12 protein-coding genes are annotated in these 13,914 nt (G+C 71.1%); 6 read left to right on the top strand and 6 right to left on the bottom strand.

From position 1 onward, the window contains the following. Window positions 1-32 precede the first annotated feature (32 nt). The 4 genes from AMIS_RS19670 to AMIS_RS19655 are packed head-to-tail and all read left to right on the top strand — an operon-like array spanning window position 33 to window position 4,067. Window positions 33-2,021, top strand: a complete 1,989-nt coding sequence (locus AMIS_RS19670; protein WP_014444113.1) for an NADPH-dependent 2,4-dienoyl-CoA reductase — start codon at window positions 33-35, stop codon at window positions 2,019-2,021. Window positions 2,022-2,031: 10 nt separating this feature from the next. Then, window positions 2,032-2,844 (top strand): crotonase/enoyl-CoA hydratase family protein, encoded by an 813-nt coding sequence (locus AMIS_RS19665; RefSeq protein WP_014444112.1) that lies wholly within the window; start codon window positions 2,032-2,034, stop codon window positions 2,842-2,844. Next, window positions 2,835-3,392 carry a PadR family transcriptional regulator gene (locus AMIS_RS19660; RefSeq protein ID WP_041829912.1) on the top strand — a complete coding sequence of 186 codons (558 nt, stop codon included), beginning with the start codon at window positions 2,835-2,837 and terminating at the stop codon, window positions 3,390-3,392. Before AMIS_RS19665 ends, AMIS_RS19660 begins: the two co-directional genes overlap by 10 nt. 9 nt (window positions 3,393-3,401) lie before the next feature. Then, window positions 3,402-4,067: a M23 family metallopeptidase gene (locus AMIS_RS19655; RefSeq protein WP_014444110.1), complete on the top strand. Its 666-nt coding sequence runs from the start codon at window positions 3,402-3,404 to the stop codon at window positions 4,065-4,067. 86 nt (window positions 4,068-4,153) lie between these two features. On the opposite strand, the gene AMIS_RS19650 is transcribed toward AMIS_RS19655, so the two are convergent. Continuing rightward, complete coding sequence (locus AMIS_RS19650) at window positions 4,154-4,435, bottom strand: carbohydrate-binding protein (RefSeq protein WP_014444109.1); 282 nt, start codon at window positions 4,433-4,435, stop codon at window positions 4,154-4,156. Window positions 4,436-4,650: 215 nt separating this feature from the next. Here AMIS_RS19650 and AMIS_RS19645 point away from each other — a divergent pair, with 215 nt between their 5' ends. Beyond that, the gene (locus AMIS_RS19645; RefSeq protein WP_014444108.1) at window positions 4,651-5,583 is read left to right on the top strand and encodes a hypothetical protein; all 933 of its coding nucleotides are present in this window, start codon (window positions 4,651-4,653) and stop codon (window positions 5,581-5,583) included. 97 nt (window positions 5,584-5,680) lie between these two features. Here the strand turns inward: AMIS_RS19645 and AMIS_RS19640 are convergent, their stop codons facing one another. From AMIS_RS19640 to AMIS_RS19620, 5 genes are read right to left on the bottom strand one after another with little or no spacing between them, the layout of a single operon-like run. Beyond that, window positions 5,681-6,721, bottom strand: coding sequence for an effector-associated domain EAD1-containing protein (locus AMIS_RS19640; RefSeq protein ID WP_014444107.1), 1,041 nt, complete (start codon window positions 6,719-6,721; stop codon window positions 5,681-5,683). A 1-nt stretch (window position 6,722) separates the two neighbouring features. Continuing rightward, window positions 6,723-9,911, bottom strand: a complete 3,189-nt coding sequence (locus AMIS_RS19635) for an FtsK/SpoIIIE domain-containing protein (protein WP_014444106.1) — start codon at window positions 9,909-9,911, stop codon at window positions 6,723-6,725. After that, the gene (locus tag AMIS_RS43415) at window positions 9,908-11,083 is read right to left on the bottom strand and encodes a VWA domain-containing protein (RefSeq protein WP_014444105.1); all 1,176 of its coding nucleotides are present in this window, start codon (window positions 11,081-11,083) and stop codon (window positions 9,908-9,910) included. The genes AMIS_RS19635 and AMIS_RS43415 overlap by 4 nt, the downstream gene beginning before the upstream one ends. Beyond that, complete coding sequence (locus AMIS_RS19625; RefSeq protein WP_157434938.1) at window positions 11,080-11,997, bottom strand: AAA family ATPase; 918 nt, start codon at window positions 11,995-11,997, stop codon at window positions 11,080-11,082. The genes AMIS_RS43415 and AMIS_RS19625 overlap by 4 nt, the downstream gene beginning before the upstream one ends. Continuing rightward, on the bottom strand, window positions 11,975-12,958 hold the full coding sequence (locus AMIS_RS19620; RefSeq protein ID WP_014444103.1) for an effector-associated domain EAD1-containing protein: 984 nt from the start codon (window positions 12,956-12,958) through the stop codon (window positions 11,975-11,977). Before AMIS_RS19620 ends, AMIS_RS19625 begins: the two co-directional genes overlap by 23 nt. Before the next feature lie 14 nt (window positions 12,959-12,972). Between AMIS_RS19620 and AMIS_RS19615 the strand changes: the two genes are divergently transcribed. Beyond that, complete coding sequence (locus tag AMIS_RS19615; RefSeq protein ID WP_157434937.1) at window positions 12,973-13,881, top strand: NAD(P)/FAD-dependent oxidoreductase; 909 nt, start codon at window positions 12,973-12,975, stop codon at window positions 13,879-13,881. Window positions 13,882-13,914: the final 33 nt, after the last annotated feature.

Here is a 13,914-nt window from a genome sequence, read left to right as displayed (position 1 = left end):
AAACACTAGTAAATTTTTTTACTATGCAACACGTGGAGTATCCGACGCTGCTGAGCCCGCTCGATCTCGGCCACACCGTGCTGCGCAACCGGGTGGTCATGGGGTCGATGCACACGAAGCTCGAAGACCGCGCCCGTGACCTGCCGAAACTCGCCGCCTATTTCGCCGAGCGGGCGCGTGGCGGCGTCGGGCTGATGGTGACCGGCGGCTATGCGCCGACCTGGCGGGGCTGGCTCGCGCCGCTCGGCAGCCAGATGACCAGCGCCCGGCACGCGGACGCGCACCGGGTCGTCACCGACGCCGTGCACGAGCACGACGGGAAGATCCTGCTCCAGGTGCTGCACGCCGGCCGGTACGCGTACCACCCGTTCAGCCTCGGCGCGTCCGCGACCAAGTCGCCGATCACGCCGTTCTCCCCGCGCGCCATGTCGTCCCGGCAGGTCGACCGCACGGCGACCAGCTTCGCCCGGGCCGCGGCGCTGGCGCGGCGAGCCGGGTACGACGGCGTCGAAATCATGGGCTCCGAGGGCTACCTGATCAACCAGTTCCTGGCGGCCCGGACCAACGACCGCACCGACGCGTGGGGCGGCTCGGCGGCGAAGCGGATGCGGTTCCCGATCGAGATCGTGCGCCGCACCCGCGAGCTGGCCGGCGCGGATTTCATCGTGCAGTACCGGATCAGCCTGCTCGACCTGGTCGACAACGCGCAGACCTGGGAGGAGACCGTCGAGCTGGCGCTCGCCCTGCAGGACGCCGGCGTCACGATCTTCAACACCGGGATCGGCTGGCACGAGGCCCGCGTCCCGACGATCGTCACGTCGGTGCCGCCGGGCGCCTTCACCTGGGTGACCGCCAAGCTGCGCGCGCACACCGACGTTCCGGTCGTCGCGTCCAACCGGATCAACCGGCCGGAGGCCGCCGAGCAGATCCTCGCCGCCGGTGAGGCCGACCTGGTGTCGATGGCCCGGCCGCTGCTCGCCGATCCGGAGTGGGTCGCCAAGGCGCAGCAGGGCCGGGAGCGGGAGATCATCACCTGTATCGCGTGCAATCAGGCGTGCCTCGACCACACGTTCCGGAACCAGCGGGCCACCTGCATGCTCAACCCGCGTGCCGGTCACGAGACGGAACTGGTGCTTGCTCCGACCCGTACCCGGAAGACAATCGCCGTGGCCGGCGCCGGCCCCGCCGGGCTGGCGGCAGCGATCGAGCTCGCCGGACGCGGACATCGGGTGGACCTCTTCGAGGCCGGTGACGCGATCGGCGGCCAGTTCCGGCTGGCGGCGCGGATCCCCGGCAAGGAGGAGTTCGCGCGGACGCTCGACTACTACCAGCACATGATCGAGATCCGGGGCGTCCGCCTGCACGTCGGCCGCCGGGCGACGATCGAGGACCTTTCCGGGTACGACGAGGTGGTCCTCGCGACGGGCGTGCGCCCGCGGATTCCGGACATCCCCGGCGTCGACCATGCGAGCGTGCTCACCTACCAGCAGTTGCTGGCAGGTGAGCCGGCCGGCGGACGGGTTGCGATCATCGGGGCCGGCGGCATCGGCTTCGACGTGGCCGAGTACCTGCTGCACGAACCGGACGAGCCGCTCGCCGACTGGATGCGCCGCTGGGGCGTCACCGACCCGCAGACCGCGCCCGGCGGGCTCACCACCAAGGTCAAAGTGCCCGCGCGCCGCCAGGTCCACCTGCTGCAACGCAAGGAGACCGCGCTCGGCAAGGGTCTCGGCAAGACCACCGGATGGGTGCACCGGGCGACGCTGCAGGACGCCGGGGTGACGATGCTGCGCGGCGTCACCTACGAGCGGATCGACGACGCGGGCCTGCACACCGCGACCGGAGTGATCCCGGTGGACACCGTGGTGCTCTGCGCCGGGCAGGAATCGGTCACCGATCTCGCGGCCCCGCTCCGGGAGGCGGGCGTGCGCGTCCACGTGATCGGCGGCGCCGACGTGGCCGCCGAGCTCGACGCCAAACGCGCCATCAAACAGGCCACCGAACTAGCCGCTCGCCTCTGAAGGACGTCCCGTGAAATACGTGTCCCTGGACATCGAGAACCACATCGCCCGGGTACGGCTGAACCGTCCCGACAAGCTCAACGCCCTCACCCTGGAAACCCTGGACGAGCTGATCGCCGTCGCGGCGGGACTGCGCCGCGACCGTACCCTCCGGGCGGTGGTGATCTCGGGCGAGGGAGCGTCGTTCAGCTCCGGGTTGGACATCGCCGCCACCCTGCGCCGGCCCGCCGGTGTCGTGCGCGCGTTCCTGCCGAACCCGTTCCGCGGCACCAACCGTTTCCAGGAGGCCTGCTGGGCCTGGCGGCGCATCGGAGTCCCGGTGATCGCCGCGGTGCACGGTCACTGCTACGGCGGCGGCATCCAGATCGCCCTGGCCGCCGATTTCCGGTACGCGACGCCGGACTCCCAGTGGTCGGTCCTGGAAGGCAAGTGGGGCATCATCCCGGACATGACAGGCGTCCGCAGCCTCACCGAGGTGGTCGGCCCGGACGTCGCGAAGCGACTCATGATGACCGCCGAGCGGTTCGACGGCACCGAGGCGCACCGGCTGGGCCTCGTCACCGAGCTGGCCGACGACCCGGTGAAAGCCGCCACCGCGTTCGCGGAGAGCCTGCTGGACCGCTCCCCGGACGCGCTCGCCGCCGCGAAACGGCTCGTCGACGGCGCGCTGACCGGCAGCGCGCGGCGCACGTTCGGCCGGGAACGCCGCGAGCAGATCCGTCTGCTCGCGCTGCCGAACACCGGCATCCTGCGCCGCGCCGTGATGAAGAAGCAGACCCCTCAGTTCCGGCCACGGGCCCGTAGGATGCGTCCGTGGCATTGAGGAACGCCCTGCTGGCGGCGCTGATCGACCGGGAGTCCTCGGGGTACGACCTGGCGAAGAAGTTCCGGGTGTCGGTCGCCAACTTCTGGACGGCCACGCCGCAGCAGCTCTACCGCGAGCTGGACAAGATGGAGTCCGACGGCCTGCTCGCGGCACGGGTCGTCAAGCAGGAGCGGCGCCCCGACAAGCGACTCTTCTCGGTCACCGAGAAGGGCCGGGCGGCGTTGCACGCGTTCACCCGCCGGGAGCCGAAGCCGACCACGGTCCGCGACGAGCTGCTCGTGCAGGTGGAGGCCCTGGCCCACGCGGACGTGCCGAGCGTCCGGGCGTCGATCGCGGCCCAGATCGCGCAGAGCCGTGAGCGGCTGGCCGCCTACCAGAGCTCGCTCGCCGAGATCCTCGGCCCTCGCAGCGAGGCCGAGTTCGTCCGCACCGGCAACCGGATCGGGCCGTACCTGACGCTGCAGCGGGGCATCAGCTTCGAGCGGGAGAACATCAGCTGGGGCGAGCTGGCACTCCGGATCCTGGACGATCGATACCCCCGCTAGGGTGTCCCGATGCGATATCTGAAGAGCCTCTCCGGGGTGGCGGCCGTGACCGTCGCCCTGACCGGCTTCGGGGGCAGTGGAGCAACGGTGGCGGCAGGTCCGGCGCCGGTCGAACAGATCCAGGTGGTCCAGCCGGTGGCCATGACACCGGTCGCCGCGGCCGTGAAGGTGAAGTACGCCTTCCCGGTCAAGGCGAAGAACGTGTCCTTCCACAAGACACACGCCGGGTACCCGGCCACCGACATCTTCGCCGCCTGCGGCAAGCCGTTCGTGGCCACCACCAGCGGCGTCGTGCTCGAGGTGAGCCGGGTCGACAAGTACAAGAAGGGCATGAAGGACGGGCCGTACAACGGCGGCAAGTTCGTCTCCATCAAGGGTGACGACGGTGTCCGCTACTACGGCTCGCACCTGAGCTCGGTGAGCAAGGGCATCAAGAAGGGCGTCCGGGTCAAATCCGGCCAGCAGCTCGGCAAGGTCGGCAAGACCGGCAACGCCAGCAACGTCTGCCACGTGCACTACGGCATCTCGCCGACGTGCAAGAAGGCCGGCGACTGGAAGGTCCGCCGGGGCGTCGTGTGGCCGGCGAAGTACCTGACGTCGTGGCGCAAGGGCGGTCAGAAGAGCCCGGTCGCGGCGGTCAAGGCGTACCAGAAGAAGAAGGGCTGCAAGGCCTGACAACATTGACGGCGCCGGGCTCACCGCCCGGCGCCGTCAATATTGCACGACAGGTTGATCAATGCGTCACGGCAGGTTGATTGACGTCATGACAGGTTGATGTAGTCAAGTTCGGCGTAGCCGGTTCCGCCGGCGAAGTTCGGTGAACCCTTCGCGAGGCGGATCATGTTCCAGCCGGCGCGCAGGGTGACGCTCATGCTCACCGTGGACCCGAACACCCCCCAGGCCGCGGTGGGCGAGTAGCTCACGGTCTGCCAGGCCCCGCCGTTGTACGCGAGACCGTGGGTCGCCGTGGCGCCGGTGCCGTTCGCGTACCCGATCGTCATCGTGTACGAGCGGGCGCTCGGCACGTTGACCAGGAAGTCCACGAACGACTGGGTTTGCAGAGGACGGCCTGCGGCCGCCCGCGTATCCGGTCGCCCCGACCGCCGCCCCGAAAGAGTGTCACGGCCTGCCTCCTGAAGATCTCACGGTCGTCGCACGCCCGGACCGGGCGACCGCGCGATAGCCCCTGGTCGCTCAGGACACGGGCCGGGCCCGCAAGCCTTAGTAGGCTGTCGATGCATCGCGACGAGGGAGGACGATGGCGCAGCTGCCGTATCGATCGGATCGTGTCCCGGTCTCGTCCGGGCAGCTGGGCGGGTGGCGCGGCGCCAGGGTCGGCACGACCGTGCGGCTCGACGGCCCGTGCCCGGCCTGCCGGCACCCGACCCGGGTGGTCGCGTCGCTGACCAGCACGTCGCTGGAGGGGTTCGAGCCGGCCACCGGGCTGACCGTCGCGTTCGTCTGCAACTGCGGCAAGGAGCATCGCGGCCAGCCGCCGGAGCCACCCCAGGGCTGCGGGCGAAGCTGGTCGGCGACCGTGACGGTCGGCGACGACGGCGCGGTGAGCCTGGCGCCGGTCGACGATCCGCAGCTCGTCGAGGCGGCCGAGGCGTTCCGCGTGGCGCAGACCGGACAGCTCGACCGGCTGCGGGGCGCCGCCGAGAAATGGATCGCCGGGATCACGGCCCTGCTCGGCGTTCTCGGTGTCGCGGGCATCGGGTTCGGCGCCGAGCAGGTGCGCAAGCTGGGCGTTCCCGGACGCATTTCATTGGGTACGGTGGTCGCCCTCGCGATCCTGTCCGGAGCCGTCGCGATCGCCCTCGCCTATCGGGCCGCCTACGGCTGGCCTCGTCAACGATCGATCGCGGACGACACGGCGCTTCTGGCCTGGCATGCCGATCAGCAGGCGCTGCCCGCGGCGGTGGCCGACCGGCTGCGGACCGCTGTGCGGATGGCGGGTGTGGCGCTGGCTCTGCTGACGGTGGCGGCCGGGTTGCTCTGGTTCCTGCCGGAGGCGAAACCGGCGGCGCCGCTGGTCAAGGTGTCGACCGCCGAGGAGACGATCATCTGCGGCACGCTGCTGAACTCGCGTGCTGACGGGTCGATGCGGGTGCGGCGGGCCGACGACGGCACTCTGGAGACGATTCCGCTGGCCGGGGTGGCCCGGGTGGTCACCGTTGCCAAGTGTTGACAACGTTGACCGCGGCTGCCGGATGTGTTGATGCGGGTTGTTGTCAATCCCGATATCGACGAGCCAGTGTTGACACGCGACGTATTGACAACACTGGTCAACCCCGCCAGGCAGTGAAGATCGGCGCGGCCGGGACGGCCCTGTTGTAGGTCGGCACGTGCCACGACTCCCGGTTGGGGTCGCCGGCCTGGTGGATCGCGGCGAGCTCCAGCGCGAGAGTGAAACACGGCGAGCCGGACGAGCCGGCCTCGGTGTTCGCGGTGTGCTTGAGCCGGGTGCCGTTGCCGTTCAGCTCGGACACCCGCCCGAACGCCAGCCGCAACGGCTCACCCATGAGGTGCTGCAAGACCAGCAGGTCGTCGCCGGCGCGCAACGGGCCGCGGTGCACGGCCTCGATCCAGCCGCGCCGGGCCGCGCCCGGTTCGGCGTCCACGCCGATCGGCTGCTCCCCCGGTTCACCGGCCACCCGGAGGACCGCGAAGTCCAGTTCGCCCGGCTCGGGAAGCTCGGCGGACTCGCCGTCACGGTCCTCGAAGGAGCTGTTCGGCGCGGACGCCACCAGCCAGTCACGGGCGAGCGCGAAGACCGTGCCGGGCAGCGCCGTGGCGGTGTGCTTGTAGTCGAACCGCAGCCCCACGTCATCGCTGCCGATCCGGCCGTCGATCAGCGGGCGTACCACGTGGTAACTGGTCATGCAGAGATCAGGGCCGATCAGGAAGCCGGTACCGAGCGGCGCCGGGCCGGTCGGTGTGCGGCGTTCGATCCGGCAGATCTGACCTTCGAGCAGGCCCAGCGCGGCCCGGAACCGCGCCGGGTGGATGTCCGGGGCGCGGGTGTCGAGGATGCTCTCCAGATGGCCGCCGGTGTCGGCGGTGAGGTGCAGGCGCCCGGCGACCACCACCAGGCCCGGATGGGCGGGACGGGACTCACGGGCCGCCGTGACCAGGCGCGGGAGCCAGCCCTCCGCATCGGCCGCCATGATCAGGTCGAAGATGATCGACTCGTGGTCGGCCTTCATGGTGATCCGATGACGGTGCTTGCCGAGCCGGTAGAACAGCATCTGGTCGAGGCGGTCCGGCAGGAACGCGTCGAGCAGGGCTTCGCTGAGCAGGCGGGCGGTCACGCCGTCGATGGCCACGTCACGTCTCCGAATCCTCGCCGGTCGGCGGGAGGTAGAGCTGGATGAGCTGCACCTCCTCGTCACGGACGCTGATGATGCCCCGGCCTCGCGGCATCGGGCCGGCGAAGCCCGCCGAGATCGACATCTCGGTCCTCGGTCCGGGGAGAACCATGGCGGCGGAGTTCAGCTCCCGCAACCGCAGAAGGACCGGGTCGGCCGCGGACCGGTCGGTGTACCTGTGTGCGATCACCAGGTGCAGCCCGATGTCACGGCCGTGCACCAGGTGCTGCACAAGCGGGCGCAGCGGGCTGCGCTCGCCCGCGAGGACGTGGTAGTCGTCCACGAGGACGAACACCTCCGGACCCGGCTGATATCGGCTCCCGTCGGGGCCGGGCAGCCGTTCCTCGACGATGCCGATCGTGGACGCGATGAGACGCGCGGCGTTGCCGTTCATGGGGTCGATGTGGATGACACGGACGGCCTCGGCCGGGACCTGGCGGGTCAGGGTCGCCGCCAGGGCTCGCAGGAACGACGTCTTGCCCCGGCCCGGGTCACCGGTGACGAGGAAGTGCGGACTCAGGCGGAAGTCGATGTGGATCTGCTGGAGCCGCTCGTCGCCGATGCCGATCGGCACCCGCATGCGTTCGAAGCCGCCCGGGATCATCCAGTAGGGCAGAACATCCGGCAGCATCGGGATCGGCGGCGCCGGTGAGCCGGTCCAGGCGTCGGCCACCGCCCTGGCCGGCGGGTCCGGCCACTGGTCGCCGCTCAGGCCGGGTCGGAGGGCGAGGAAGTCCACGACCGCACCGGACGGCGCGGCGACGATGCCACGACCGACCTGCCGGGGCACCCTCCGGGCAGCCTGCGGGTCCAGGATCGACGTGGTCGGGTCGTCGAGGCGCAGTTCCAGCCGCGATCCGAAGTCATCCACGGGCAGCCAGAACTCGGCCCAGTCCCGCGCGGCGACGATCAGGTGGACACCGTATCCCGCTCCCTCCGCGGCGAGGCCGGCGACCGCGTCCCGGAGGTTCGGGAACCGCTCCCGGAAGAGGGCGCAGTCGTCGATGATCAGGAAGACGATCCCGAAGGCGCCGTCGTCGCGATCGTGCTGCCGCTGGCTCACCAGCTGTTCGAGGAACAGGACGGTCCGGCGCACCTGGTGCGTGTCGTAGTCGTCGGCCACCCCGCCCACGTGCGGCAGGGCGCGCAGTTCCCCGGCCGACCCGGCCAGGTCACCGAGACAGTAGAACTGCATCTCTCGTGGCGTGTGCGTGAGAGCCAGCGCGTAGACGAGCGTCCGGATGGCGGGCGACTTCCCGGCGAGGCGCGCGCCGACCACCGCGACATGGCCGCGGTCGCCGGACAGGTCGATCCAGAACAGGTCCTGACGCTGCTGACGGGGCTGGTCGTACACCGCGATCGGCAGCAGAAGCTCGCCATGCAGCCCGCCGGCGTGCAGCCCGTGCTCCGATGTCACGCGGAGCGAGCCGAGCGCCTCGTCGAGGGCGGCCTGCCGGGTCAGCGGCGGAAGCCACACCGGCCGGGCCGGCGGTCCGGAGTTCCGGAGGATGTCGACGACCGTATCCAGGGAATCCGCGATCGGGCCGGTCAGGCGGGCGGCCCGGAAGCGGATCGCCGGTCCGGGCCCGGCGTTGAGATACCCGGTGCCGGGCTCGTCCGGCAGCTCATGGGCCTCAGTCGTCCCCAGCGCCAGGCGGGACTCCGACGCCGCGTCGGTCCGCAGCGCGATCCGGTACGACAGGTACGTCGCCAGGTCACCGAGCTGCTCCTCGGTCAGGCGGCGGGCGGAGAGCATCAGGTGGACGCCGAGTGCCCGGCCGGTGCGCCCGATGCGGCGGAACACCTGCCGGAGGGTTTCCGGGCCGGCCGACAGCAGCTCGGTGAACTCGTCGCAGATCACCACGAGGGTCGGCAGCTTCTCGAGCTCCCGCCCGGCCCGCCGCGACCGCTCGTAATCCTGGGCGCTCGCGAAGTTCCCCGCCTCCCGGAGCAGGTCCTTGCGACGGTTCAGCTCACCGTCGAGGGCCTCCACCAGACGATCGATCAGGTACGGGTCGGGGATCAGCGCCGTGGCCGTGCCGGCGGTGTGCGGCAAGTCGGCCAGCGCGCCGAAGGTGGTGTTCCAGCGGCTGTCGACGAGCAGGAAGTTCACCCGGTCCGGGGTGTGCGTGAGCGCCAGCGCGGTCACGATCGTGCGCAGCAGCTCGTGCCGCCCCGACCCGCCCGCTCCGATCACCAGGCCGTGCGGGCCCATGCCCCGCTGCGCGGCCTCCTTGAGGTCGAGGTCCACGGGCTTGCCGGCGGGCGTCTCGCCGATCGGGACGCGGAGGAAGTCACGGTTGGTGCGCGGGCGCCAGGCGGTGCCCACCACGTCTGCCAATGCCATCGGATCGAGGGCGAGGAGATTCAGGAGGCTGACGTGACGGTCCTCGTTCTGCGGGACGGGTGAAACCCCGTACCGGAAAAGGGGCCGCAGGGTGTCGCTGACCTCGACCGCCATCGCCGCGACAGCGGCATCGCCGCTCTCCGCGAGGTGGCGCAGGCGTTCCACGATCTCGCCGACGGGGGCGCCCGGCAGGAGGCCGAGCTGGCCGAGGGCGCGGACGGTGTCCGGCGTCGGCTGCTGATCGAGGAGGCGGGCGTAGGTCTCGGCCATGTCGCCGGGTGACTCGGTGAGGCGTTCGCGCATGGCGACGAACCAGTCCTGGCCGAAGGTCTCGCGGCCGGCGGCCTGCTGTTGCGCGTTCGCCAGCCAGTCGGCGGCCCGTGACGGTTCGACGATGCTCAGCGCGGTGAGGCGCTGGGCGTACTCCAGTTCGCGCGGCTGCCACGGGTCGGCCTGGTTGGTGTACTGCTCCAGGAGTAGCGCGACCTTCCGCAGGCGGTCGATGCCGTAGGCCGCGTCGAGCCCGGCGAGGAGCAGGCCGCGCAGCTGCGGATCGACCTGGTAGAGGCCCGGGCCGGCCGGGGCGAACAGCGCGGAGTTGAGCAGCTCGGCCTCGACGTCGTGTCCGAGAACGGTCGGCGGGTCGACGAAGAAGTTGATCCTCAGCAGGTGCAGCAGCCCGACGTCGAGGACGGCCGGGACGGCGGCGTGGCAGGCCAGGTCGAGGGCGCCCGGCGGGAGCGCGGTCCGGGCCTGGTAGAGCAGGCTCGTCGACGGCGAGGCGCCGGTCCACGTGCTCACAGCGGTCGCTCCGTGCGGCGGGGCTGGCCGCGCAGCGCGTCGACGGCCCGGTGCAGGCCCTCGGCGGTGAGTTCGGACATCGGCACGTGCCGGGCGATCTGCTCGGCGGTCGTGCCGGGCCATCGATGGGCCGGCACCGGGTTGATCCAGGCGACCGGGCAGCGCAGCGCCTTGATCATGGCGATCGTGCCGACCAGGCGCGCGGTCTGCAGCGTGCCGCGGGCGGCCCCGCCATCGCTGATGATCACCGCCACCGTGCCGGGCGGGGTCACTTCCAACACCGAGGCGAGGGTACGGGGTTCGGTCAGCTCCGGGTCCGCGTAGAGCCGTCCCGCGGCCGACGGGGCGATCCGCGCCAGGATCGGGTCGAGTTCCGGGCTGAACGGGTCGGGCAGCTCCCGCAGCAGCGACGTGTCGGCGCGGGTGCTCGGCAGGTTGTGGAAATACCAGGTGGCGATGGATTCGAGCCGGCCAGCGTGGTGGATCTCGCGGACCAGGTGCTGAACGAAGTTCCCGTACGGCGTCATCGAGCCGTTCCGGTCGACGAGCAGCATCAGCCGTGCGGTGTTGCGGCGCGGCGGGATCAGAATCGGTCCGGTGAAGACGCCGGTACGGCTGTACCCGTCGATCGTGGCATCGACGTCGACCTCGGTGGCGGCGCCGTAGCGGACCGGCCGCCGCAGCCGCCGCCAGGTCTGGGCGATCTCCCGGGCGGTCAGGGGGTACTGCGGGGCCACGGTGAGCCCGGAGTCGAATTGTCCGGTGCTCGGGGGCATCAGGGACATGCCGGTCATGCGGTGGACGGTCGGGAGGTCGCGGGGTGCCGGCGTGTCGGTGGGCACCGGGGTCTCGGCCATCGGTTCGGACGGCGCGTCTTTGCCGGCATTCACGGTTTCGGCCACCGCGCCGGGAGCCTCCACCGGCACCACGTCGTCCCACCGCGGGACGTCCACAGCGGCCAGCACCGCCCGGATCGTCTCCTGCTCGCTGACCGATTTCGCCCACAGGCTGACGCAGAGCACCTCGAACTCGCGCGCCGACGCGATCCCGAAGCCCGCGCAGAGCGCCGCCCGCAGCGTCAGACAGTCGTCGACGCCGATCGGCAGCCCGCGCCGCCGCAGCCGCACGACGAGCTGCCGCACGAACTCGGGCGCTGCCGCGGGCTCACTCACCGCCGGCCGAGCCGTTCCGCCGCCCGCGCCTGATCGGCGCGCTGTTTGAGCAGCGCCTCCGGGTAGGGCAGCCCGGCCACCTCCTCGGCCGGCATCCCGACGGCCTGCAGGAACCCGGCCCAGTCGAGCAGCTCACTGAGCCCCGGCCGCCGCGCGAAGTCGATCTGCCGCAGCCGGCCGATCATGTCGATCACCGCCTCCCGCAGGTCCGGCCGGGTCACCTCGTGCAGGGTGAGGATCGCGTCCAGGTCGGCGGGGTCGTCCGGGAACTCGATGTAGTGGAAGACGCAGCGCCGCAGGAACGCGCCGGGCAGCGCCTTCTCCTCGTTGTTGGTGACCACGATGATCGGCCGCAGATCCGGGCGGTCGCGTGGCACGGCGTACCCCCAGCCGGGAACCTCGTCGACGGTGAACGCCAGCTCGTCGAGCTCGCGCAGCAGGTCGTTCGGGAAGTCCAGGTCGGCCTTGTCGATCTCGTCGATCAGCAGCACCGACCGGTGGCCCTCGTGGGCGCGGGCGATCACCCGCCCGAGCGGGCCGAGCCGGACGTACTCCCGGGCGTCGTTCCCCTTGCCGCCCCACCGGCGCAGCTGCGCGTCGTGCAGGCGGCGTACCGCGTCGTACTGGTAGAGCAGGTCCCGTCCCCTGCTGGTGGACTTGATGTGCGCCTGTTCCAGGGGCAGCCCGAGCGCGTACGCGATCGCGTGCGCCAGCCGCGTCTTCCCGACACCGGGATCGCCCTGCACGAGCAGCGGCCGGCCGAGACTGATCGCCAGGTTCACCGCCGAGGCGAGTTGCGGCGTGAACCGGTACGGCTCCTGCTCGACCGTGACACCCTGGACGGTCCGGGACGGCGGAAGCGTCTCGTCCGGGTTGAACCACAACGAGGTGTCAACACGGTGACGGGTCTGCACGGCTCCCCCACTCCTCAAGGTGCTGCCTGAACTCCACCGGCGCCCGGCGGAAGTCACGGATCGAACGGTCCATCGCCTCGAACAGCCGCCGCATGTCGAGGTCGTCGCCGCTGGCGCACTGGCCGGCGATCTTGGTGGCCCAGAAGTCGGCGAGCATCGGCGGCCAGCCCTTGCGGGACACGATCTGCTGGGCCCACAGCGTCAGGTCGGTCTCGTCGGCGGCCGGGGCCGGCAGCGCCACGACACCGTCCGGATAGTCGCCCGGCCGGCCGCCCACGTTGACGAACAACGCGACGAACGTGAACTCGTGCGCCCCGAAGTGCCCGCGGATCCCGTCCCAGAACGCGGCGACGGCCGGCGCGCTCGCCCCGTCGATCAGAATCGGGCAGACCACGTTCGCCAGGTCCAGGTCGGGCCGGTAGTCGAGGATCTGCTTGAGCTGGTAGTCCACGGTGCCCATGTCGGGGCGCAGGCTGAGCCAGTACTTGCATTCGGTCTCGCCGAGGCAGTGCGGCAACCACGAGCACAGTTTCCGGACCACCGATTCCTCGGCGCTGTGCAGCCCGAACCCGAGCACCCGTCCGCGGTCGCGCCGCTTCGCCGCCACGATCGCGCGTTTGATCGGGTCGAGGTCGAAGAACGCGGTGTCCAGCATCCGGTGGTCGTCCGGAGCCGCCGGTCCGCTCGGCTCGGCCAGCGCCTGCATCATCCCGTTCCCCGGCCGGTCCGCGACCGCCGACTGGATCAACGACCGCAGCCAGCCCTCGCTCTCCGCCGCCTGGATCAGCTGGAACACGACCATCGGCAGCGGCCGGCGCAGGTCGGCGTGGTGCGACAGCCGCCGATTGAGGAAGAAGAGCAGGAGACGCTCAAGATCATCCGTACTGCGATAGGCATCGAGGATCGCCGCTTCGATGCGCCGCAGCTGATCGCCGGTAATCTCGTCACCCCCATCGACCATTATGGTTGGTGCCTGTGAGCAGCGTAACGGTGGTGGGCGCGGGCGTGGTCGGCATGAGCATCGCGCACGAGCTGGCGACGGCCGGCCACCGCGTGCGGATCCTGGCCTCGGAGCCGGCGACCGCCGGGGTGTCCGCGGTCGCCGCGGCGATCTGGTTCCCGCACGACGTGCGCCGCTCGCCCGCGGTCCTGGAGTCGGCGTCCGTCGCCTACCAGCGGTTCCAGCGGCTGGCCGCCGTGCCCGAGACCGGCGTCCACATGCGCACCGGAACGGTGATCACCCGCCGCCCCGACGCCGATCTGTCGTGGACCAGCGCCGTCCCCGGCCACACGATCCGGCCCGACGGGGTGCGCTGCGTGGTGCCCCTGATCCAGACCGACGTCTATCTCACCTGGCTGCGCACGGCAATTCACGATCTCGGGGTACGGGTCCGAACCGCGACCGTGCGTTCGGTGCCCGACGACGAGGTGGTCGTCGTGGCGGCCGGCATCCGGTCGGCCGAACTCCTCGGCGACACCGGCGTCTTCCCGATCCGTGGCCAGGTGGTCCGGCTCGCCAACCCCGGCCTCACCGACTGGATCACCGACGAGGACAACCCGGACGGCCTCACCTACGTGGTCCCCCGCCGCGACGACGTGGTCTGCGGCGGCACCGGCGAGCACGGCGACTGGAGCACCCGGCCCGACCCGGCGACCGAGGAGGCCATTCTCCGCCGGGCACGGGCCCTGGTCCCCGAGCTGACCGGCCAGCCCATCCTGTCCCGCGCCGCCGGTCTGCGTCCGGGCCGGTCCAGCGTCCGCGTCGAACCGGTCCCCGGCCACGGCCGTCCGGTCTTCGCCTGCTACGGCCATGGCGGCGCCGGCTTCACCCTCTCCTGGGGCGACGCCGCCCGGATCGCCGCGATGATCGGAGCAGAGCAGTAAACCGACTGATGGCGGATCCGGCCCGGGTGGGCA

The organism is Actinoplanes missouriensis 431, from assembly GCF_000284295.1.
GTDB classification, from domain to species: Bacteria; Actinomycetota; Actinomycetes; order Mycobacteriales; family Micromonosporaceae; genus Actinoplanes; species Actinoplanes missouriensis.
This window is presented reverse-complemented; position numbering and strand designations above follow the sequence as displayed.

What these genes read in the sequence shown, in the direction of transcription:
- AMIS_RS19655 (WP_014444110.1), top strand. Translation starts at nt 3,402, where the DNA reads ATGCGATATCTGAAGAGCCTCTCCGGGGTGGCGGCCGTGACCGTCGCC.
- AMIS_RS19620 (WP_014444103.1), bottom strand. Translation starts at nt 12,958, where the DNA reads ATGGTCGATGGGGGTGACGAGATTACCGGCGATCAGCTGCGGCGCATC.
- AMIS_RS19645 (WP_014444108.1), top strand. Translation starts at nt 4,651, where the DNA reads ATGGCGCAGCTGCCGTATCGATCGGATCGTGTCCCGGTCTCGTCCGGG.